This window comes from Paenibacillus pinisoli, from assembly GCF_003605435.1.
Taxonomy (GTDB): Bacteria; Bacillota; Bacilli; order Paenibacillales; family Paenibacillaceae; genus Pristimantibacillus; species Pristimantibacillus pinisoli.
The window spans coordinates 551,694-573,584 of the sequence record NZ_QXQB01000004.1; the positions used below are offsets into that span (position 1 = coordinate 551,694).

The window sequence follows — 21,891 nt, forward strand, 5'->3', positions numbered from 1 at the left end:
CAGACTCCATTGCTTTTAGATACTGCTTACGATGCCAGGTTTGCTTCGCAAACCTAAGTTGACGCTTACGATGCCAGGTTTGCTTCGCAAACCTAAGTTGATGCTTACGATGCCAGGTTTGCTTCGCAAACCTAAGTTGATGCTTACGATGCCAGGTTTGCTTCGCAAACCTTTTAGGAGGGGGCCCATACAGTCCATGCGACATCTGAAACGGAAATTTCATAAGCTGACTGCCGAACTGCTCGATATGCCTCAAGATGTCGTATATGACCTTCCTCGGCTCACGATGATTGGCGACAGACAGCTCTATATCGAGAATCATCGCGGCGTCGTCCACTTCTCCAGCGACCGCTTAAGACTGGCTTTAAGCAAGGGCGAGCTGGAGGTTACCGGCAGCGCGCTTGTCATTCGCACCATATGGACGGAAGAAGTATTCATCGAAGGCGTGATTACCAATATACAGCTGCTTCCATAATGAATAGGGGGAGAACGTTGTGAGGGAAAAAGGGGTATTATGGTTAAAGGGTTCCGTTGTCGTCGTGACGAGGGGCGGCAAGCCTGAGGAGCTTGTGAACAAAGCGATGGCAGGCGGGCTGAGCTTGTCCGCCATTCGTTGGACAAGCAAAGGCAAAATGCAATTCGAAGTATCGGTTGGCGACTTTTTTCGTCTTCGTCCGTATTTAAAAGAGACAAGCTGCCGGGTGCATGTGACGGAGCGCCGGGGCCTGCCATTTTGGCTGGTGAAAGCGGAGAAGCGAATTTGGTTCTCCGGAGGCATCGTTTTGTTTTTTGCGATTATCTTTATGCTGTCTTCGCTTGTATGGAACGTCGAGGTAGAGGGTAATGTGAAGCTGACAGAGGAGCAGGTGCTGCAAGCGGCTAAGCAGGAAGGGCTTTATCCGATGCAATGGTCCTTCCGGCTGCAGAATGCGGATGTAATCTCCAAGAAGCTGGTTCATTCGCTGCCGGGCACCACTTGGGTTGGCGTAGAGAAAAAAGGGACAAAGGTTCGCATCCAAGTCGTCGAGATGACGCTGCCGGAGACGCCATCGCTGCAAAATCCCCGCCATCTTGTCGCTTCGGCGGACGGCGTCGTAACTCAGATCATTGCGGAGACGGGCAAAGCGGTCGTCAAGAAAAACACGCGGGTCAAAAAGGGACAAACCTTGATTTCCGGCTTGATCGGCTCGGATACGAACACCAAGGCGGTTGTCGCGAAAGGAACTGTGCGCGGGCTGGTTTGGTATGAGTTTAAGGTGGAAGCGCCCCTGGTGCAGCAAGTGAAGGTATACACCGGCGAGAAAAAGACGAAGTGGTATGCGGTGCTGGGCTCCAGAGCGCTTCAGGTGAGCGGATTCGGCAAAGAAGGATACGGACAATCGGAGACCATAACCCATGAAGAGCGCATCTCGTGGAGAAATTGGACGCTGCCGATCGGCCGGATGAAGGAAACGGTCATGGAGACGGAGCTGCAGGAGCGCACGCTTACCGAAGAGGAAGCGAAAAGCGTCGGATTGCTGCAGGCGAAAGCGGATGTGATCGAAAAAGCAGGCAGGGATGCCGTCATCGTCGAGGAAATTGTTTTGCATGAAGAGGCGGACAATGGTAAAGTTTATATGAAAGTTCTTTTTGAAGTGGATCAATCATTAGTGACAGAATTGCCATTAGTCCAGATGCAGGGAGACTGAGTATTGTTGCAAAATGAAACGACTACAGTAAAAATTCCGCTCGAGAATACTGCTGAAGGCTTAGCTGTTTTCGGGCCTCAGGATAAGTTTTTGCGATTGGTGCAAGAAAGTGTCGAATCGTCTATCGCTACACGGGAGGCCGAGATTGTCATTACCGGCCCTGCCAAGGAAACGGATTCACTGGAGCAATTGTACCGCGTGCTGCTGCAGCTCGTTCGCGGCGGCTACAACCCGACCGAGCGCGATATCGCTTACGCGTTGGAGCTGGCCCGCACGCTGCAGGCGGAGGAGCTGCTGGATCTGTTCAAGAAGGAGATCGCCTCGACCTTCCGCGGCAAGAAGATTATGGTCAAGACGATCGGCCAGCGTCATTATGTTAAGACGATTAAAAAGAAGGATATCGTATTCGGCATCGGACCGGCGGGTACCGGCAAAACCTATCTTGCCGTCGTGCTGGCCGTTGTCGCTTTGAAGGAAGGCTCCGTCAAGCGCATCGTATTGACGCGCCCAGCCGTGGAAGCGGGCGAGAATCTCGGATTTTTGCCAGGCGATTTGCAAGAGAAGGTAGATCCTTATTTAAGGCCGCTTTACGATGCTCTGCATGATGTGCTTGGTCCCGATCAGACGGTCAAGGCGATGGAGCGCGGGCTGATTGAGATTGCTCCGCTTGCGTATATGCGCGGACGGACGCTGGATGACTCCTTTATCATTCTCGACGAAGCGCAGAATACGACGCCGGAGCAGATGAAGATGTTCCTGACGCGTCTTGGCTTCGGTTCCAAGATGGTCATTACGGGAGACGTGACGCAGATCGACTTGCCCAGGGGCAAGACGTCGGGTCTTATTGAAGCGCAGCGCATTCTGAAAAATATTGAAGAGATTGGCCTGATTTTTTTCACCGAAGGCGATGTTGTGCGTCATTCCCTCGTTCAAAAAATTATTATGGCGTATGATGTGGATGCCGAGAATAAAGCTTAGAGAGGATGGATAGCCGCATGAACCAGAACGGGACAAGCAAGCAGGCAGCCGTAAAATCAGCCAAAACCCGAGGCTGGAGACAAAGTCCTGCCGTAAGATGGACGCTCATGGCCATGTTCGTGCTGCTATTCTATATCAGCCTTTCGCCGCATGTCATACCGGAAACCTATGATATAGCGGAGGGATCAGTAAGCGAGAAAGACATTAAAGCCCCTTTCCAGATCAAGGACGAGAAGGCAACCCGCCAGGCAGAGGAAGAGGCGGCCAACCGGATCGAGGACATTTACAATATTGTTCCGATGAAAAACGAATTGCTTGTAGAGCAGATCTTGTACCGGATCGAGCAGCTTAATATGGACGATCAGGTAACCAATCAGAACAAGATAGAGATTTATCGCGGAGATATTCCGGTTCTTTATAATGAGCACATCAATACGTTTGTGAAGCTGAATAAAGGCAAGGGTACATATTCTGACTCGCTGCTGGAGGAAATGGTCAAAGTCACGAAGGATCAGACGTATGTGATCCCGGCGGAGACGTACTACAAGATGCCGCAGCTGACTAGCGAGCAGTTGACCGAGATGCGCAAAGTAGCCGCTAATATTGTCAAGAAGCTGATGAATGAGCAGCTAAGAGAAGCGGAGACGGCACGGACGCAGGTAGCCGAGCTGGTCAATGCGAGCTCGCTGTCCAACCGGACGGCAAGGGAAATTGTGCAGGAGTTGGCGCGATTCGCTATCATGCCGAACAAATTCCTCGATAAGGAAGCGACCGAAGAAGCGCGTGTGCTGGCGAAGCAGAATACGTCGCCGGTCGTTATCAAGGAAGGCGACATCTTCGTAAAGCGGGGACAGACGATTACACCGGAGCTGTACAAGCTTCTGTCTGATTCCAATCTGCTGCAGGACAAGAAGCATTATTGGCCGCAGATGGGCCTGCTCATGCTGTCCTTGATGTTCATCATCGTCATTTATGTCTACCTCCATCAATCTGGAGGCATTAACGGTCTGAAGCCTCGCTACGGCAACGCACAGCTGCTTATGCTGTGGCTGATATTCCTGATTAATACCATTACAATCCAGATTATCGGCTTTACTCAGACGGACAATGCTGCCTACATCGGCTATTTGGCGCCGGCCGCGCTGGGAGCGATGCTGATTACACTGCTGCTGGACATGCATTTGGCAATTATTAGCTCCTTTATTTTTGCCATTATGGGGAGCATCATCCTTAATACGCACTCCAGCCAGCTGTTCGATTTCAGATTCGGATTTTTCATTATGGTGGTATCCTTGGCAGCCGTGTTCGCCATACACCGGGCAAGCCAGCGGTCAGCCATCCTGAAGGCCGGTATTATGGTCAGCTTGTTCGGATCGGCCGCTGTTGCTGCGATTCTGCTTATGTCTGAGCAGTTGGACCGGATGCCTTTCATCTACTCGCTGTCCTTTGCATTTGCGAGCGGCTTGCTGACGGCAGTTCTCGTAATCGGCCTTATGCCATTCTTCGAAGTGACGTTCGGCATTCTTTCCGCGCTGAAGCTGGTTGAGCTGTCGAATCCGAATCATCCGCTGCTGCGCAAGCTGCTGACGGAGACGCCGGGTACCTACCACCACAGCGTAATGGTCGGCAATCTGGCGGAAGCTGCGGCGGAATCGATCGGGGCGGACGGGCTGTTATGCCGGGTTGGATCGTATTATCATGATATAGGGAAAACGAAACGCCCGAATTATTTTATCGAGAATCAGACCAATATCGAAAACCCGCATGATACGATCGATCCCAAGCTTAGCAAGTCTATTATTGTGGCGCATGCCAAGGACGGTTCAGAGATGCTGAAGGCTCATAATATTCCGAAGCCGCTTCGGGATATAGCAGAGCAGCACCATGGCACAACTTCGTTGAAGTACTTCTACCATAAAGCGCTTAAGCAAGCGGAGGAGCAAGGCGCGGAGCCAAGCTTTACGGAGGATGACTTCCGGTATCCGGGCCCGAAGGCGCAATCCAAAGAAGCAGCTATTGTCGGCATTGCGGATTGCGTGGAGGCGGCTGTGCGCAGCCTGCGCAATCCGACTGTGGAGCATGTAGAAGCGATGATTAACAAAATTATAAAAAGCCGGCTGGATGACAATCAATATAACGAATGCGATCTAACGATGAAGGAATTGGACAAGGTGGCGCATTCCTTGAAGGAAAGCATTATCGGAATCTTCCATTCCCGGATTGAATATCCGGATGACGTGAAGGCGAAGGAGCGGACAAGTTAGCATGAGCTTGCAATTGGATTACAGCAACGAACAAGATAAAATCGACATCCCCGAACAATGGATCGGCAAGCTGACCGAGCTTCTGCAGTTGGCCGGCGAGGCGGAAGGAATGTCGGAAGGCGAAGTGACTTTAACCTTTATTGATGATGAGGGAATCCATGCCCTCAATCGCGATTATAGAGGCATCGACCGTCCAACGGACGTATTGTCTTTCGCGATGCAGGATGAAGGCACGGAAGAGCTGGACATTATTTTCGAAGTGGAAAGCGAAGATGAGCCGGACCCGATATCCGGCATGCTGGGCGATATTATTATTTCCGTGGAACGCGCGGTGGCCCAGAGCGAGGAATACGGCCATTCGCTGGAGCGGGAAATCGGATTTTTGTTCGTCCACGGGTTCTTGCATCTAATCGGTTATGACCATCAGGACGAGGAGTCAGAAGCCGTGATGACAGCCAAGCAAGAGGCCGTACTGCAGAAAGCGGGCTTGACCAGATAATGGGCAAGTTTCTAAAGAGCGTACGCGTCGCGATGTCGGGTATCGGCTTCGCTCTCCGTACGCAGCGCCATATGCAGATACATTGCGCAGCCGCAGCGCTGGTGATCGGGCTGGGATGGCTATTGTCGCTATCCGCTGTGGAATGGGCGCTTATCCTATTCGCCATAGCGCTTGTCGTCAGCCTGGAGCTGGTCAATACAGCGATTGAGCAAGCGGTTGACCTCGCCAGCCCTGAGCGCCATCCTATCGCCAAAGCGGCCAAGGATACGGCCGCGGGCGCGGTGCTTGCCGCTACATTCGCCGCTATTGCCATTGGCGTTATTATTCTTGGGCCGCCCTTGTGGCGGCTGTTATTCGCTTCATGAGGAAGGAGATTGACACGTATATGGAATATAAAGGGCTGTCTCAATCCTATACATCGCTAATGCGCGCCGCGGGTGAAGTTATGCGGCGCGCTTATGTGCCTTATTCGGGATTTCAGGTTGGCGCGGCATTGCTGGACAAGGACGGGCATGTCCATGAGGGCTGCAACGTTGAGAATGCCGCGTATGGCCCGACGAACTGCGCGGAGCGGACGGCGATGTTCAGAGCTATTGCTGACGGAAGGCAGGCAGGCGAGTTTCAGGCCATTGCGGTTATTGGAGATACAGAGGGACCGATCTCGCCTTGCGGCATATGCCGTCAAGTGCTGGTCGAGCTTTGTCCGCCTGACATGCCGGTTATTATGGGCAATCTGAAGGGTGATTGGACGATCGCAACGGTATCTGAGCTATTGCCAGGGGCGTTTACACCGTCGTCGCTACATAAGGAGGAATAGAATCATTTATGAATCAATCTACAACAAATAATTCAAGCGGGAGCAAGTTCCGCTCAGGCTTTGTAGCCATCATCGGCAGGCCGAATGTCGGCAAGTCTACGCTGATGAATCATTTGATTGGCCAGAAGATCGCCATTATGTCGGACAAGCCGCAAACTACGCGCAACAAAATCCATGGCGTTTATACGACGGAGGACACGCAGATCGTATTTTTGGATACGCCTGGCATCCATAAGCCGCAGTCCAAGCTGGGCAATTATATGATGCAGACAGCGGAGAGCGCCTTGAAGGAAGTGGAAGCGGCGCTGTTCCTTGTTGATGTATCCGAAGGAATCGGCGGCGGCGACCGCTTTATTATCGAGCAGTTGAAGAAAGTGAAAACGCCAGTATTCCTTGTGATGAACAAAATCGACAAAGTGGAGCCCGAGAAGCTGCTGCCTATGATTACACAATACAATGAGCTGTACGAATTTGCAGAAATTGTGCCGATTTCCGCCTTGAACGGCAACAATGTCAGCACGCTTCTGGAGCAGATCAGCCGTTACCTGCCTGAAGGTCCTCAATATTATCCGGCGGACCAAATTACGGACCATCCCGAGCAATTCGTCTGCGCAGAGCTCATTCGCGAAAAAATTCTTCATATGACCCGCGAGGAAGTGCCGCATTCCATTGCGGTTGCGATTGAGGATATGCGAGTGCAGGAGAATGGTGTAGTCTACATCGGCGCGGTGATTTTTGTCGAGCGCGATTCGCAGAAGGGTATCATTATCGGGAAACGCGGAGACTTCCTAAAGGAAGTAGGCAAGCAAGCGCGAAGAGATATCGAGGCCTTGCTCGGCTCCCGAACATACCTGGAGCTGTGGGTGAAAGTGAAGAAGGACTGGCGGAATCAGGATCGGGTGCTCAAGGATTTGGGCTTCCGCCACGATTGACGTTTTTTGCTAAGGATACAGGACCGATATCTGTCACATCCTATAACTGTCTGGAGCAGCATTTCCGAGGCGGAAAGGGATGAATACGTATGCGAGATTTTTCGTGGAAGTATTTTACGTTGACCGGGGATGTCGAGTCTTTCATGCTTTATAAGGAAATGGATCAGTACGGCATGTCGGCCCTTCCCAGCGATGCCGAAGGTTATGAGGAAGATCTGGCGGGAGAAGAATCGGAGTAAGAAGCAGGCGATGCCTGAAGTCGTGCTCGTTTCATGGGGGAGACGAACTGAATGCTTTATCGTGTAGAAGGAATAGTCCTTCGCAGCATGGATTACGGGGAGAGCAACAAAATTGTAACTTTGCTGACGAAGACGAACGGGAAAGCGGGCGTGCTTGTCCGCGGCGCCAAAAAAGTGAAGAGCCGGCATTCCTCGCTGGCACAGCCCTTCACTTATGGCGAATATCAATACTTCCGGACCAAGGGTCTCGGAACGCTTAATCATGGTGAGATCATTGAATCTCACCATGATTTGCGTATGCAGCTGGAACTGTCTGCATACGCCTCCTATGCGGCTGAGCTGACTGACCGCATCATACAGGAAGAGGAGCCGACAGGCTTTCATTTTGAGCAATTGAAGGCCTATCTTGCCGCCCTTGATGAAGGGAAGGATCCGCAGATTGTCACTCAGCTTTATGAGATGCGGATACTGGCGCTGGCCGGCTACGCTCCCGAGCTGGAGGAATGCGTGTCTTGCGGCAACAGGGTCGGACCTTTCCGGCTGTCCGCGCATAATGGCGGCATTCTATGCGGCAGATGCGTCAATCGGGATCCGTCAGCGCCCGTATTAAGCGAAGGCGCATACAAGCTGCTTCGGCTGTTCAAGGGGATGGATATGCGCAGGCTTGGATCAATCGCGGTAAAGCCGGAGACGAAGCTGGAGCTGAAGCATGCGATGCGCCTCTTGATGGACAGCCAGCTGGGCTTGCAGCTGAAGTCTCGAAATTTTCTGGATCAGCTTGATAAATTAGTTTGACTTTTGCAACCAAGTTGAATACAATAGTAAATTATGAATAACGGACAGGGATGGAGAAAGTAGTTTTGAACAGTCGACAAGCTCAGCGAGCCGGGGATAGTGGAAGCCTGGATGGACGTTCACGATGAAAGGCGCTCCGGAGTCCTATCGAACTAAGGCGGGTTGTCCTTGCGAACAGCAGGATAGCCAAGTAGGGTGGAACCGCGGGAAAACAACTCTCGTCCCTACGTCTGTGAGCAGACGTAGAGGCCGGGAGTTTTTTGCATGCCGCAGCCAATACATAGTTGCTCAGAGTCCTAAGAGGACAATCAACGAAAAGGAGTCGAGCGGAATGAATTTTCAAGGCATGATTTTGACGCTGCAGCAGTTCTGGGCTGAACAGAATTGCATATTGGTCCAGCCATACGACGTGGAGAAAGGCGCCGGCACAATGAACCCGATGACCTTCCTGCGTTCGATCGGCCCCGAGCCATGGAACGTGGCTTATGTGGAGCCTTCGCGCCGCCCTGCAGACGGCCGTTACGGAGAAAATCCGAACCGTCTGTATCAGCATCATCAATTCCAGGTTATTCTCAAGCCATCGCCTGACAACATTCAGGAGCTGTATCTGGAGAGCTTGAAGCGCCTGGGCATTGATGCCAAGGATCATGATATTCGATTTGTCGAGGACAACTGGGAATCTCCGACGCTTGGCGCATGGGGACTAGGCTGGGAAGTATGGCTGGATGGCATGGAGATTACGCAATTCACTTACTTCCAGCAAGTAGGCGGCATTGATGCGAATCCTGTTGCTGTAGAGATCACATACGGCATGGAGCGCCTCGCATCCTACATTCAAGAGAAAGAGAATGTATTCGATCTGGAGTGGGTGGACGGCGTAACATACGGCGACGTATTCCTGCAGCCGGAATACGAGCATTCCAAATATACGTTCGAGACGTCGGATACGGCTATGCTCTTCACTCTCTTCAATATGTATGAGGAAGAAGCGAGAAAAACGATGGAGCAGCATCTGGTGTTCCCTGCTTATGACTACGTGCTGAAATGCTCGCATACGTTCAACTTGCTGGATGCGCGCGGCGCAATCAGCGTAACGGAGAGAACGGGCTATATTACGAGAGTCCGCAACCTGGCTAGACAATGTGCGGCTACGTACCTGGAAGAGCGCGAGCGCCTGGGCTTCCCGTTGTTGAAGAAAGGAGCGGAATAGGATGGCTAAGGATCTATTGCTAGAGATCGGTTTGGAAGAGGTGCCGGCGCGTTTCGTGCGTGCGGCTATGAACCAGTTGAAGGATAAAGCGGAGAAATGGCTGGCGGAATCCCGCGTTCCTCATGGCGAGATTGAGGCTTATGCGACGCCTAGAAGACTTGCGGTGCTGGTGAAGGATGTTGCGGAGAAGCAAGCGGACAGCAACGAAGAAGCAAAAGGCCCTTCCCGCAAAATCGCCCAGGATGAAGCGGGCAATTGGAGCAAGGCGGCTCTTGGCTTTGCCAGAAGCCAAGGCGTAGAGCCGGAACAGCTCTACTTCCAGGAGCTTGCGGGAGTAGAATACGTGTATGCGAAGAAGAGCAGCATTGGCGCCGAGACGGCTGGTCTGCTGCCTGAGGGTCTGAGCCACTTGATTACCTCCATGTCCTTCCCAAAAAACATGCGGTGGGGCGGCTATGAGCTGCGTTTTGTACGTCCGATCCGCTGGATGGTGGCCCTGTTCGGACCGGATGTCATTCCGTTTGAAATTACCGGCGTACCGACCGGCAATATCTCCCGCGGCCATCGCTTCCTCGGCGAAGACGCTGTTGTGCAGGAGCCGGGGCAATACCGCGAAGCGCTGCGCCAGCAGCATGTCATCGTAGATGTGAAGGAGCGGGAGGCGCTTATTCTGAAGCAGCTGGAAGAGCTGAAGGCTGAAAAGGGCTGGACCATCGCTGTGAAAGAGGATTTGCTGGAGGAAGTATTGTTCCTCGTCGAATATCCGAACGCGCTGTATGGCACATTCGATCCGTCGTTCCTCAACATTCCGCAAGAGGTGCTGATCACTTCCATGCGGGAGCATCAGCGTTACTTCCCGGTGCTGGATGAGCAAGGCAAGCTTCTGCCTTACTTCGTAACGGTGCGCAATGGCGATCTTCGTTCCATCGACCTGGTTGCCAAGGGCAATGAGAAGGTGCTGCGAGCCAGATTGTCCGATGCGAAATTCTTCTATGAAGAGGATCATAAGCTGACAATTGAGCGAGCGAACAGCAAGCTGGAGTCGATTGTCTATCATGAGGAGCTGGGCACGGTAGCTGACAAAGTGCGCCGAATTACAGCAGTTGCGGAGACGATCGCAAGCAAGCTGGCGATCGGCAATGACGAGGCTGCGCAGGTGTCGCGCGCTGCGTCGGTGTGCAAGTTCGACCTGGTTTCGCAGATGGTGTACGAATTCCCTGAGCTGCAGGGCATCATGGGCGAGGATTATGCGCGCAAGCTTGGCGAAAGCGAGCAAGTGGCCAAAGCGATCAATGAGCATTATCAGCCGAGATTCTCCGGCGATGCGGCTCCGTCTGAAGCGACTGGCGCTATCGTCAGCCTGGCTGACAAAATCGACACGATCGTCGGCTGCTTCTCGATCGGCATTATTCCGACAGGCTCGCAAGATCCATATGCACTTCGCAGACAGGCAGCGGGCATCGTGAGCATATTGCTTGCTTTCGACTTCAAGCTTCAGCTTTCCGACCTGTATGACATTGCGCTGGCGGTTCATAAAGAAAGAGGACTGAAACGTTCCGAAGGCGATGTACGTAAAGAATTAAACGACTTCTTCGCGCTGCGGGTGAAAAACTGGTTGTCCGAGCAAGGCTACCGCTACGACGTAGTCGATGCCGTCATGGCACCGGGCTTTGACGATCTGGCCGGGACGGCAAGCCGCGCTTCGGCAGTAGCCGCTTGCACGACGGAAGAGTCGAAAGCGGAATTCAAGCTTGTTGTTGAACAGTTCAACCGTGTAGGCAATCTGGCTTCCAAAGCAACGGCAGAGGGCGTGGATCCATCCTTGTTCGCTGAGAGCGCGGAGGGCAGCCTGTATGAAGCATGGCTAAGCCAGCGCGAAGCATTCCAAAGCGCGGTGGCAGCACGGAATATGGATGCGGCACTGCAGTCGGCAGCATCTTTGAAGCCGGCGATTCAAGCTTACTTCGATAGTGTAATGGTTATGGCGCAGGACGAGAAGGTCCGCGACAACCGCCTCGCGACGCTGAAAGGCATTGCAGGCGACATTGCGCAAATCGCTGATTTCTCGAAGCTGGTGTGGTAATACGACCTCTTCTTAAAGCCAAAGGAAAGGATGTGTAGGCATGACGGAAGCAAGCCACAGGCCGGAGGTTATTGTCTATGTCGTATCCGATGCGGCTGGCGATACCGGCGAACTGGTCGTTCGCGCCGCAATCGCGCAATTCCATCCGATCCATGCGGAAATCCGAAGAACGCCTTTTATTACGGATGAAACCGCTCTGCAGCGGATTACAGAGCAAGCCAAGCTAGCGCAGGCGATTGTTCTGTATACGCTAGTCATGCCGCAGCTTCGCGAAGGCATGAAGCGGCTTGCGGAAGAAAGCGGCATCGCCGCGATCGATTTGCTCGGTCCTTTCATCGAGACGCTGGAGCATCGCACAGGAAGAAAATCAAGGCAAGAGCCGGGTCTGAACCATGTCCTGGACGCCGATTACTTCCGCAAAGTCGAAGCTGTGGAATTTGCGGTCAAATATGACGACGCGAGGGATACATCCGGCGTGCTGAAAGCCGATATTGTGCTTGTCGGCGTATCCCGGACTTCGAAGACGCCATTGTCCATGTATTTGGCCCATCAGAAGTACAAGGTGGCGAATGTTCCTCTTGTGCCGGAGATCAAGCCGCCAGACGAGCTGTTCAGTCTTCCGAAGGAGAAGATTATCGGCCTTACCATTAATACTTCTTATCTGAATATCATTCGGAAGGAACGGCTGAAGGCGCTTGGCTTACCGAATACGGCGGCTTACGCGACGACAGACCGGATTGAGAAGGAGCTGCGTTACGCGGAGGACATCATGAACAAGCTGGACTGCTTTGTGATTGATGTATCGCATCGGGCTGTTGAAGAGACAGCCAGTCTCATCATGGAGTATATACGAGGCCAATAAGGACTGTATGAGCAGGATTTTTTTCAACAGCCGCCGTATATAATAGTTATAGCGGCAGATGCACATGCGAAAACGAGCGGTGATGATCATAGCGAACGATAAAAGAGCAATTGTAGTGGACGCAGACGCATGCCCCGTCAAGGCGGAGATTATCGCTGCGGCAAGAGCATTCGGCAATCCCGTATGGATGGTCGCTTCGTATGACCATCGAATGGAGCCGGGCGAAGGCGTGAAGGTGGTGCAGGTCGATCGAAGCAGTCAATCGGTCGATCTGTATATCATGAACCACGTATCAGCGGGAGATATTGTTGTGACGCAGGACTTTGGACTTGCATGCATGGTACTGGGCAAAGGAGCCCTCGTACTGTCTAACCGCGGGGAGCAGTATACCGACGCCAACATCGACTACTTGATGGAGCGCAGGCATGAAAGCGCCAAGTGGAGGCGCGGCGGAGGGCGTACGAAGGGGCCTCGCGCCATGTCGCAAGACGATCGAAATGCGTTTCAACAAAAGTTGACAAAACTTTTGAAAATCGAGCAGGAGAAACATGACGTTTAGCGAATATTATTTAGGACCTACTAAAAGTCTATAGCGTTCTCTTGCTGGATGAAGGTGTGATGAACGATGACATACGGTAAAATACCGGAGGAGATCATTGACGAAGTACGCAAGCGTCATGACATCGTAGACACGGTCGGGAAATACGTTCATCTGACGAAGCAAGGAAAATACATGAAGGGGTTATGTCCGTTTCATTCGGAGAAAACCCCTTCATTCACCGTTACGCCGGAGTTGCAAATTTTCCATTGCTACGGCTGCGGCAAGAGCGGCAATGTCATACGGTTCGTCGAGGAGATCGAGGGCTACTCGTTCCCCGAGGCGGTCCGGATACTTGCGGAGGAAGCGGACATTCCCGTAACCTGGATCTCCGAAAGCGGCAAAGCGCAAGCCCAGGACCCGAGCCGCCAAAAAATCGTAGAAGCGCACGAGCTGGCCATCAAATTTTATCATTACCTGCTGAACAATACGAAGCAGGGAGACCGGGCTAAGCAATATTTGCGCGAGCGAGGCATGTCGGATCGGCTCATTGATCATTTTATGATCGGCTTTGCGCCTGACGAATGGGATGTGCTCACCCGGTTCTTGACGGGAAGAGGCTTCGATCCCGCCTTGATGGAGAAGGGCGGTTTGTTATCGGCGAAAAATGACGGCAGCGGTTACGTTGACCGATTCCGCGGACGAATTATGTTTCCGGTGTGGGATGGCAACGGCAAAGCAACGGCTTTTGCTGCGCGGATCATTAACGACGGTTCGCCAAAGTATCTTAATTCGCCCGAGACGATGCTGTTCACCAAGAGCAGGACGCTATACAACTTGCATCATGCGAAGCCTGCCATCAGGAAAAGCAAGCAGGTTGTGGTGTTCGAAGGCTATATGGACGTCATCAAGTCGTGGAATGCCGGCGTCAAGAACGGCGTCGCGACAATGGGTACGGCATTAACGGAAGAGCATTGCTCCATTTTGAGGCGACATGCCGAGGAGGTCTTGCTTTGCTACGACGGCGACGACGCTGGACAAGCGGCCGCATACAAGTCTATTCCGATGCTTGAGGCGGCTGGGCTGAAGGTAGAGATCGCAATATTGCCGAAAGGCAAGGATCCGGATGAGTATATAGGCGAATACGGACCGGAAGCGTATATGCGGGAAATCGTGAACGAGCCCGTCTCCGTTACAAAATTTAAGCTTATATATTCAAGGAAAAACCATATACTGCTAAAAGAAGAGGGTCGCAAAAACTATCTGATGGAAGCGGTAGAAATCGTGGCGGGACTTGACTCCTCTACGGAACGCGAAGTGTATTTGAAGGAATTGTCCCGAGAGTTCGATATTTCATTGGACGCGCTGAAGCAGGATAGCCACAGCATCCGGATGGAACTGCAAAAAAAGAAACCTGCCGGGGATAATAACGACAATTCGTGGAATAATGGTAGGAATGAAAAGCGCCGTACGTCTAGGGCGCCTAAGCTTCTGCCGGCATACACGTACGCGGAGCGGAGATTGCTGCATGTCATGATGCGCGATCGCGAAGTGGCTGGAGCCGTACATGATCGGATTGGCGATTCCTTTAATGTAGAGGATCACGCAGCGCTCGCTGCTTATTTATACGCTTATTATGCAGGCGGATACGAGCCGGATGCCGCACGGTTCATCGCAACCTTGCATGATGATCGTCTGGAGGAGACCGCATCCTCCATCTTAATGATGGATGGCGACTTTCCTTTCGACGACAATGTGATGGATGCTTATATCGACACGATGCTGAAGGTTCCGAAGCTTCGTGAGATTGAAGAGAAGAAGGAAGAAATGGTGCGCGCCGAGCGCGCTGGCGACGCCATGAGGGCAGCGCGATTAGGTCTTGAGATTATAACCCTAGAGAGACAGCTTAAAGGTTGACTTCATGATTGATTTCTAGGGAGGAGGGAGTCGGAAATGGCGAACGATCAACATACTGAATTAGATACCGAACAAAAGCTGGACCACGTCAAGGATCAGCTTATTGAGCTTGGCAAAAAGAGATCCTCCTTAACGTATAAAGAAATTATGGAGAAGTTGTCTCCCTTTGATCAAGACCCGGAACAAATTGATGAATTTTTTGAGCAGCTGGACGACTTGGGCATTGAAGTGCTGAATGAAAACGATGAGGACAACCCGCTTCGGCCTTCCAATGAAGAAGGGGAGCGCGAGAGCGACGACTTCAACTTCGACGATGATCTGGCTCTTCCGCCAGGCATCAAAATCAACGATCCCGTGCGGATGTACTTGAAGGAAATCGGCCGTGTGCCGCTTCTGTCCGCTGATGATGAGATTGAACTGGCGATCCGCATCGAGAACGGCGACGAGGAAGCGAAGCGCAGACTCGCGGAAGCGAACCTCCGTCTCGTGGTCAGCATTGCCAAGCGTTATGTCGGCAGAGGCATGCTGTTCCTTGACCTTATTCAGGAAGGGAACATGGGCCTGATCAAGGCCGTAGAGAAATTCGATCATCAAAAAGGCTTCAAATTCAGTACGTACGCAACATGGTGGATCAGACAGGCGATTACGCGCGCGATTGCAGACCAGGCTCGCACGATCCGTATTCCTGTTCATATGGTCGAAACCATCAACAAGCTTATTCGCGTGTCCCGACAGCTGCTTCAGGAGCTGGGGCGCGAACCGACGCCGGAAGAAATTGCGGTGGAGATGGAGCTTAGCACGGAAAAAGTAAGAGAGATTATGAAAATTGCGCAAGAACCGGTATCCCTTGAGACACCAATCGGCGAAGAAGATGATTCGCACTTGGGCGATTTTATCGAGGATCAGGAGGCGCTCGCTCCAGCTGACGCAGCGGCGTACGAGCTTCTGAAGGAGCAGCTTGAGGATGTGCTGGATACGCTGACGGAGCGTGAAGAGAATGTGCTTCGCCTTCGCTTCGGACTTGACGATGGACGTACCAGAACATTGGAGGAAGTCGGCAAGGTATTCGGCGTTACGCGCGAGCGGATCAGGCAGATTGAAGCCAAGGCGCTTCGCAAGCTTCGCCATCCTAGCCGCAGCAAACGCTTAAAAGATTTCCTTGAATAAAGTAATTCTTTATGACCTTTCTGCTTGATGCAGCGAGGTCTTTTTTCCAATGAGCGACGTATTCAGACGGAGAGGAAGCCGACGAAATGAATCAAGAGCGCAGGCAAATCATTGTAAGAGAAATTGATCATTGGCGAAGAAGCAAGCTTCTTCCTGATCAATACTGCGATTTTCTGCTTAACCTGTATGCGGATCCCGAAGAGGAACCGAAGGCCAAGCCTTCAACGCATGCGGTTGGCAAAGCAATCGCGGCTGTTCAGAAAGCGACCGGCAAGCAGTGGTTGCTTACATTTGGTGCTTTTACCTTAATTTCCTTCGTTGTGCTTTATTTTAGCCGTTTTCATCCCGCAATGCAAATTGGCGTTGTAATCGGCGCTGCAGCTGTATTTCTATGGATGGGAAGCCGCTTCCGGTCCCGTCATGAGGCGATTGGACTGACGCTGACGAGCATTGCTATGCTTACGCTGCTGGGAGGCGGCTTGCATATGCTTGAGCTGCATGGCTTGTCGCATTGGGGCTGGAAGATAGGCATTGTCTCTTTCAGCGCATTATTCTGGATCATATACGGGATTAAGGCGCGTATTCACGGCCTGCATCTATGCGGCTGGCTGGCGGCATTACTGATATATGGCTGGCTGCTCTCCAGATTTACTCAAGATCCGGTATGGTATGAGATCCAACTATATTGGCTCCCGCTGGCGATTCTGTTCGGATGGAGCAGCTGGTTTTTCCACCGCTGGACGAAGCCGGTCTCCGCTATTCTGTTCGTAACATGCGCGCTGGCCTGGTTCATGCCTGAGCTTTATACGCTCGTTGTTGTACATAATTCGGCGTGGCTGCAAGTGCAGCTGCTTATAAAAATCGCAATTGGCGGAGGGCTCCTCTTCGCCTTGCGCAAGCAATGGATGGTGTGGGTAGCATAATGATTAAATTATCAAATCGTCTGCAGCGAATTGCAGACTATATTACAACGGGCAATCGGGTTGCGGACATCGGCTCCGACCATGCTCTTCTTCCGATTTATTTGCTCCAGAGCGGAAGGTGCCCGTCCGCAATTGCCGGCGAGCTGAATGAAGGGCCATTTCAGGCAGCGCGCAAAGGCGCGGCGGATGCGGGCTTGCAGCAACGTTTGGAGGTTCGCAAGGGCGATGGGCTGTCCGTGCTTAGCGGGGGCGAAGCCGACAGCGTGACTATTGCAGGTATGGGCGGCAGCTTGATGAGCACGATATTGGAAGCAGGCGATCAGGCGGGCAAGCTTCAAGGCGTTACAGAGCTGGTGCTGCAGCCGAATGTAGGGGAAGACGAGGTAAGGCTGTGGCTGCTTGGGAAGGGCTGGCAGCTATGCGATGAGTCGATACTTGAGGAAGACGGAAAGATCTATGAAGTGCTGCATGCCAGACGCAGTCAGGATGCTGCAGCTTCCAACGAAGCTGTATACGACGGCTCATTCCTGCCGCTAAGCTGGAGCAGAAGCGAGCTGAAGGGGCTTTTGGTGAGGATGGGGCCTCATTTGCTTCGCAAGCCGACACCTGTCCTGATAGAGAAATGGAAACTTGAGATTGAGAAGCTGGAGCGGATCTGCAAGCAGTTAGGCGGTTCGGACCTGCCGGAATCCGCCGTTAAGAAATCGCAGTTCGAGCGTGATATTAAGCATATCGAGGAGGTGCTTCAGTGCTTGCCAACGGAGCAACGATAGTTCAGTACATGGAGCAGCTGGCTCCCAAGCATTACGCTGTTGAGAATGACAAAATCGGCTTGCAGCTAGGCACGCTTAATAAAACGGTTCATAAAGTCTTGGTTGCGCTCGATGTGACGGATGAGGTGGTTGATGAAGCGATTGCTGAAGGCGCCAATCTAATTATTGCGCATCATGCCATTATCTACCGTCCGCTGGCGAAGCTGGACACATCCACGCCTGCAGGCAAGCTCTATGAGAAACTTATTAAAAACGATATTGCCGTCTATATTTCACATACAAATTTGGATGTGGCGGACGGCGGTGTGAATGACTGGCTGGCGGATCAAATCGGCATTCAGCCTGATGGCCGCGTGTGCCTGGAAGAAATTCATACGGATAAGTTATACAAGCTGGTCGTATTTGTGCCAGAGAGCCACCATGAGGCGGTGCTGGAAGCGATATGGCGTTCAGGGGCGGGCGAAATCGGCAATTACGGCTGCTGCAGCTTCAACAGCAAAGGTACTGGAACATTCAAGCCAGGCGAAGGCACGCAGCCGTTTATCGGCAGCGAGGGCAAGCTGGAGCGGGTGGATGAGGTGAGAATCGAAGTGATTGTGCCTCATAGCATTCACCGCAAGACAGTCAGCGCCATGCTGAAGGCACATCCGTATGAGGAAGTGGCTTATGATCTGTATCCGGTTGATTTGAAGGGCAGATCGTTCGGGCTGGGCCGTGCCGGCAAGCTAGCGGAGCCTGCGACGCTTGGCGAGCTGGCGCAGCGGCTGAAGGCGTCATTCGACGTTCCGATGCTTCGCGTCGTCGGTCCGGCGGACCGGCTTATCCGCAAGGCAGCTGTGCTAGGCGGCTCGGGAGCGCGTTACGTGAGGCATGCCATATTCGCAGGCGCGGATGTGCTGGTGACGGGCGATATCGATTACCATACGGCGCATGACGCGCTGGCTGCCGGCATGACGATTATAGATGCCGGCCACAATATCGAGAAGGTCATGAAAGGGAAAGTTGCCGAATGGCTGAATGCCAAGCTGCAGGAGAATAAGTCGGATACCGTTGCCGTTGCTTCCAGGCTAGGCACTGAACCGTTCACTTTTGTGTAAGCTGGCAATAAATCAGGGTTGAGCTTTCGCTTCAAACCTTGTATACTAGATCGTGCATCGGAAAGTTTGACAGACAATCGCTGGCAGCTTGGCTGCGAGAGGAAAGTCCGGGCTCCACAGGGCAGGATGCTGGATAACGTCCAGTCAGCGCGAGCTGAAGGATAGTGCCACAGAAATGGACCGCCGATGGCTGCCGCAAGGCATGCACAGGCAAGGATGGAACCGTGGTGTAAGAGACCACGAGGAGTGCAGGTGACTGCATTCCTGGTAAACCCCATCTGGAGCAAGACCGAGAGGACGCGGCAGCTTTCGAGGCTGCAGCCTTAGCCCGAGGCGCGTCCGGGTTGGTTGCTGGAGCCATGCAGCAATGTATGGCCTAGATAGATGATTGTCGCTTCACAGTGGGAGGGTCGTTCCCGTTCTACCACCAGAAGTACAGAACCCGGCTTACGGCAAACTTTCCGCACGGAATTGTAATGATCATAACATGTGTAAGAGGCCGCCTGTCGCATGACAGGCGGCCTCTTTGCGTTCGTATTATCTTAGGATCGATTCGAGCCGCCGCTTTACTTGCTTGGGATACGTCTGAAGCGTGCCGCCATAGCTTGTTGCGGCTTCCAGCGCCTTCACGATGTCAATCTCGCCGTAACCGAAGTAAATGTCCTTGCCGCTTGTACCCAGATCGCGAGCCGAGCCGCGCATAATTTCCATGACCTCTTCATTGGAGAGAGAAGGATTGGCGGTGCGGATCAGGCCGGCCAGCGCTGCGACATGGGGACTGGCCATGGACGTGCCGGACAAGGCGGCATACTGGCTTCCAGGGTATGTGCTTGCGATGCTGTCGCCGGGCGCCGCAACATCGATGTAGTCGCCATAGTTGGAGAAGGAGGCCTTCTCCTTGTTGTTGTTGGTTGCGGCAACGGCGAATACTTCGGGATAAGCAGCCGGGTAACCGGGCCTTTCCGTATTGTCATTGCCGCTTGCGGCGATCAGCACAACGTCCCGCTCGTAGGCATATTTGATGGCGTCGTGCAGAAAGTCGGCTTGGGCATAGTTGCCAAGGCTCATATTAATGACCTTGGCGCCGTTGTCTACAGCCCAGATAATGCCTTGTGCAACCGAGTAGGTCGATCCGGCGCCGCTGCTGTCCAGCACCTTGACGGGCATAATCTTGTTGTACCAGGATATGCCGGCTACGCCTTCGCCATTATTGACGGTTGCCCCGATAATGCCTGCGACGTGGGTGCCGTGTCCAACGTCATCATCCGGCGCTTTGCTTTTATCCACGATGTTAGTGCCGCTTAGAAGCTTGCCCTGAAGATCGGGGTGATTGCTCTGAACCCCCGTATCGAGGACGGCGATGATGACATCTTCCCCCCCTTTGGAGACGTTCCAGCCTTTTTCCGTTTCGATTGACGGCAAATTCCATTGGTACTTGGAGTAAAGCGCGTCATTCGGAATGATCGGATCAGCCGCCGCTCCCGTGTTCTCATTGGTCAGATACAAATAGTGAGGCTCGGTATAGCGCGGATTCCACTTTTGCTTGAAATATTGCATTAGCGCTTTGGTTTCCATCGATTTGGAACGGAATACGAAGGTATCGCCGATCTGCTGCATCGATTCGAAGTTGATGTCTTTGCGAATGCGGTTCATATCCGCTTCGGACAAGTCGCGGTTGAAGTGGACAACGACATCGCGAATATGATAATGGCTTGCATTGCCATTATCCTCGCCTGTTCTCACCGTAGTATCGACCGTAGAATTAGGCTTAACGGATTCGATGCGGTAGTTGCCTTCCGCAGGATATGGGATGAGCCGCAAGTTCCGTTTTTGATGCATCTCCACTTGCTTGATGATATCCTGCTTGACGATGCCGACAACACCGTTGCCGTTCTTCCGCTCATCCGGCACTCCAAGCACAATGTACCGGCTGCCGTCTTTGCCTTCAAACGGCGGCGATTCATAATCTGTGCCCTTTGATACATGATCGGCCGCTTCGCGGGCATAAGACTCGGATTCATTCGTTTTTGTATCCGGCATTTTCCCTTTTTGATGCGATTTGCCGCCAGTAATCCAATTGACATAACCGATATGGGAATGCTCCTTCAGAAGGCCATCCATGGTCAGGAAGGCTTTCGCTTCGGATTCGCCGGCGGCGTTCATAATGTTGCGGAAGTCCTTTTTGCTCTCCGCCGCAATGAGCAAAGCTGTCGCGTTCATATCGTTCTGCAAAGCCGCCATCTTATGCTTCTGCTCATGATGAACAGATAGCGGAGCGGGCTGCGCCGGCTCCTCCTGCTGCTTCTCCGGCCCATAGAATGGGGCAGCGGGAATAAGCAGCGCCGCTAACGCGATTAGGGTAAAGGCGGCTATCCAAGATTTTCGCATGCTGCATCCTCCATTAATACAAGGTGTGGTTCACAGGCTCCGTCTTAGATTCCGAATGAAGGGAACAAATTATGCGGCTGATTCAAGAAACGCCAGTACCGTTTCGCTGGAATTTGTGGTACGATGAGTGTTGATATAGTTTTTTTGTTTGGAATTAGGAAAGGGGATCTACCACCATGCCATCGACTAATGTAAAAGCGCTAGCTGAATCCACACGTGAAAAATTAAAAGGAGCGGTTGCGCAGCTGGAACCGTTCCTCAATGACCATTCCTTATCCCAGCTGGCAGGCGAAGAGGGCGAAGATGCGGTTATCTTTTACAAAGGGCTGCTTGCAGACCTTCGTCATCTGCTTGTGTATTCGGAAGTTTCGGTAGAAAAACTGGGTGTTCTGCTCAGAAGACCTAATTTCGATATGGAATTTGGCGAGCGCGCGCTGTATGAAGCGTATCACCAATGCGTCAATGCATTCTTCTATCCGAAAAATGAATGTTACTCCGAAGACGGCCGCTACGCCTACACAGGCCAAGATGCCATCCGATTCAGATTCAAGCCTGTACGCGAAGCGCGCAATGTCGTTTTGGGCGTATCGAAGGTGTTCGAAGAGCTCCGCGACGATCTTGCCTATTATGAAAGCGACTATATGACACAGCGCCGCATGCAAGGCTCAAAATAAGGCAGAATGAATCACTTCCGCACGAGGAACAATGTGTAGCGGAGGTG

General features: G+C 52.5%; 21 protein-coding genes and 1 other RNA gene. 21 read left to right on the plus strand and 1 reads right to left on the minus strand.

The features are described from left to right. The first annotated feature begins 196 nt into the window (after positions 1-196). The 20 genes from yqfC (at position 197) to rnpB (ending at position 19,247) form a co-directional block, all read left to right on the plus strand. Positions 197-475 (plus strand): sporulation protein YqfC, encoded by a 279-nt coding sequence (gene yqfC, locus D3P09_RS19665; RefSeq protein ID WP_120113090.1) that lies wholly within the window; start codon positions 197-199, stop codon positions 473-475. Positions 476-494: 19 nt separating this feature from the next. Beyond that, positions 495-1,688: a sporulation protein YqfD gene (yqfD, locus tag D3P09_RS19670; protein WP_120113091.1), complete on the plus strand. Its 1,194-nt coding sequence runs from the start codon at positions 495-497 to the stop codon at positions 1,686-1,688. A gap of 6 nt (positions 1,689-1,694) precedes the next feature. Next, the gene (locus D3P09_RS19675) at positions 1,695-2,666 is read left to right on the plus strand and encodes a PhoH family protein (RefSeq protein WP_120113357.1); all 972 of its coding nucleotides are present in this window, start codon (positions 1,695-1,697) and stop codon (positions 2,664-2,666) included. Between the two features lie 17 nt (positions 2,667-2,683). Continuing rightward, a complete protein-coding gene (locus D3P09_RS19680; RefSeq protein ID WP_120113092.1) occupies positions 2,684-4,930 on the plus strand; it encodes an HD family phosphohydrolase in 2,247 nt (748 codons plus the stop codon). 1 nt (position 4,931) lies between these two features. Then, entirely contained in the window at positions 4,932-5,429 is a 498-nt protein-coding gene (gene ybeY / locus D3P09_RS19685) for an rRNA maturation RNase YbeY (RefSeq protein WP_120113093.1), read from the plus strand. Then, positions 5,429-5,794 (plus strand): diacylglycerol kinase family protein, encoded by a 366-nt coding sequence (locus tag D3P09_RS19690; protein ID WP_120113094.1) that lies wholly within the window; start codon positions 5,429-5,431, stop codon positions 5,792-5,794. Before ybeY ends, D3P09_RS19690 begins: the two co-directional genes overlap by 1 nt. Before the next feature lie 20 nt (positions 5,795-5,814). Next, positions 5,815-6,246 (plus strand): cytidine deaminase, encoded by a 432-nt coding sequence (locus tag D3P09_RS19695; protein ID WP_120113095.1) that lies wholly within the window; start codon positions 5,815-5,817, stop codon positions 6,244-6,246. An 8-nt stretch (positions 6,247-6,254) separates the two neighbouring features. Further along, the gene (era, locus tag D3P09_RS19700; RefSeq protein ID WP_120113096.1) at positions 6,255-7,178 is read left to right on the plus strand and encodes a GTPase Era; all 924 of its coding nucleotides are present in this window, start codon (positions 6,255-6,257) and stop codon (positions 7,176-7,178) included. 89 nt (positions 7,179-7,267) lie between these two features. Continuing rightward, the gene (locus D3P09_RS19705; protein WP_120113097.1) at positions 7,268-7,417 is read left to right on the plus strand and encodes a YqzL family protein; all 150 of its coding nucleotides are present in this window, start codon (positions 7,268-7,270) and stop codon (positions 7,415-7,417) included. 51 nt (positions 7,418-7,468) lie between these two features. Further along, a complete protein-coding gene (gene recO / locus D3P09_RS19710; protein WP_120113098.1) occupies positions 7,469-8,212 on the plus strand; it encodes a DNA repair protein RecO in 744 nt (247 codons plus the stop codon). A 331-nt stretch (positions 8,213-8,543) separates the two neighbouring features. Beyond that, positions 8,544-9,422, plus strand: a complete 879-nt coding sequence (glyQ, locus tag D3P09_RS19715; protein WP_120113099.1) for a glycine--tRNA ligase subunit alpha — start codon at positions 8,544-8,546, stop codon at positions 9,420-9,422. A gap of 1 nt (position 9,423) precedes the next feature. Continuing rightward, positions 9,424-11,505 (plus strand): glycine--tRNA ligase subunit beta, encoded by a 2,082-nt coding sequence (gene glyS / locus D3P09_RS19720; protein ID WP_120113100.1) that lies wholly within the window; start codon positions 9,424-9,426, stop codon positions 11,503-11,505. A gap of 40 nt (positions 11,506-11,545) precedes the next feature. After that, the gene (locus D3P09_RS19725) at positions 11,546-12,367 is read left to right on the plus strand and encodes a pyruvate, water dikinase regulatory protein (protein WP_120113101.1); all 822 of its coding nucleotides are present in this window, start codon (positions 11,546-11,548) and stop codon (positions 12,365-12,367) included. A 64-nt stretch (positions 12,368-12,431) separates the two neighbouring features. Then, positions 12,432-12,926 carry a YaiI/YqxD family protein gene (locus D3P09_RS19730; RefSeq protein ID WP_243644317.1) on the plus strand — a complete coding sequence of 165 codons (495 nt, stop codon included), beginning with the start codon at positions 12,432-12,434 and terminating at the stop codon, positions 12,924-12,926. Positions 12,927-12,992: 66 nt separating this feature from the next. Continuing rightward, on the plus strand, positions 12,993-14,822 hold the full coding sequence (gene dnaG, locus D3P09_RS19735; protein ID WP_120113102.1) for a DNA primase: 1,830 nt from the start codon (positions 12,993-12,995) through the stop codon (positions 14,820-14,822). Positions 14,823-14,858: 36 nt separating this feature from the next. Further along, positions 14,859-15,989, plus strand: a complete 1,131-nt coding sequence (rpoD, locus tag D3P09_RS19740; RefSeq protein WP_120113103.1) for an RNA polymerase sigma factor RpoD — start codon at positions 14,859-14,861, stop codon at positions 15,987-15,989. 86 nt (positions 15,990-16,075) lie between these two features. Then, positions 16,076-16,912, plus strand: coding sequence for a hypothetical protein (locus tag D3P09_RS19745; protein WP_120113104.1), 837 nt, complete (start codon positions 16,076-16,078; stop codon positions 16,910-16,912). Beyond that, positions 16,912-17,685, plus strand: coding sequence for a tRNA (adenine(22)-N(1))-methyltransferase (locus tag D3P09_RS19750; RefSeq protein ID WP_120113105.1), 774 nt, complete (start codon positions 16,912-16,914; stop codon positions 17,683-17,685). Before D3P09_RS19745 ends, D3P09_RS19750 begins: the two co-directional genes overlap by 1 nt. Beyond that, complete coding sequence (locus D3P09_RS19755) at positions 17,661-18,782, plus strand: Nif3-like dinuclear metal center hexameric protein (RefSeq protein WP_120113106.1); 1,122 nt, start codon at positions 17,661-17,663, stop codon at positions 18,780-18,782. The genes D3P09_RS19750 and D3P09_RS19755 overlap by 25 nt, the downstream gene beginning before the upstream one ends. A gap of 61 nt (positions 18,783-18,843) precedes the next feature. Beyond that, an RNA gene (gene rnpB, locus D3P09_RS19760) (RNase P RNA component class A) lies at positions 18,844-19,247 on the plus strand. Positions 19,248-19,319: 72 nt separating this feature from the next. Here the strand turns inward: rnpB and D3P09_RS19765 are convergent. Next, the gene (locus tag D3P09_RS19765; RefSeq protein ID WP_120113107.1) at positions 19,320-21,170 is read right to left on the minus strand and encodes a S8 family peptidase; all 1,851 of its coding nucleotides are present in this window, start codon (positions 21,168-21,170) and stop codon (positions 19,320-19,322) included. A 176-nt stretch (positions 21,171-21,346) separates the two neighbouring features. On the opposite strand from D3P09_RS19765, the gene D3P09_RS19770 reads away from it, so the two are divergent. Further along, entirely contained in the window at positions 21,347-21,844 is a 498-nt protein-coding gene (locus tag D3P09_RS19770) for a YpuI family protein (RefSeq protein ID WP_120113108.1), read from the plus strand. Positions 21,845-21,891 lie beyond the last annotated feature (47 nt).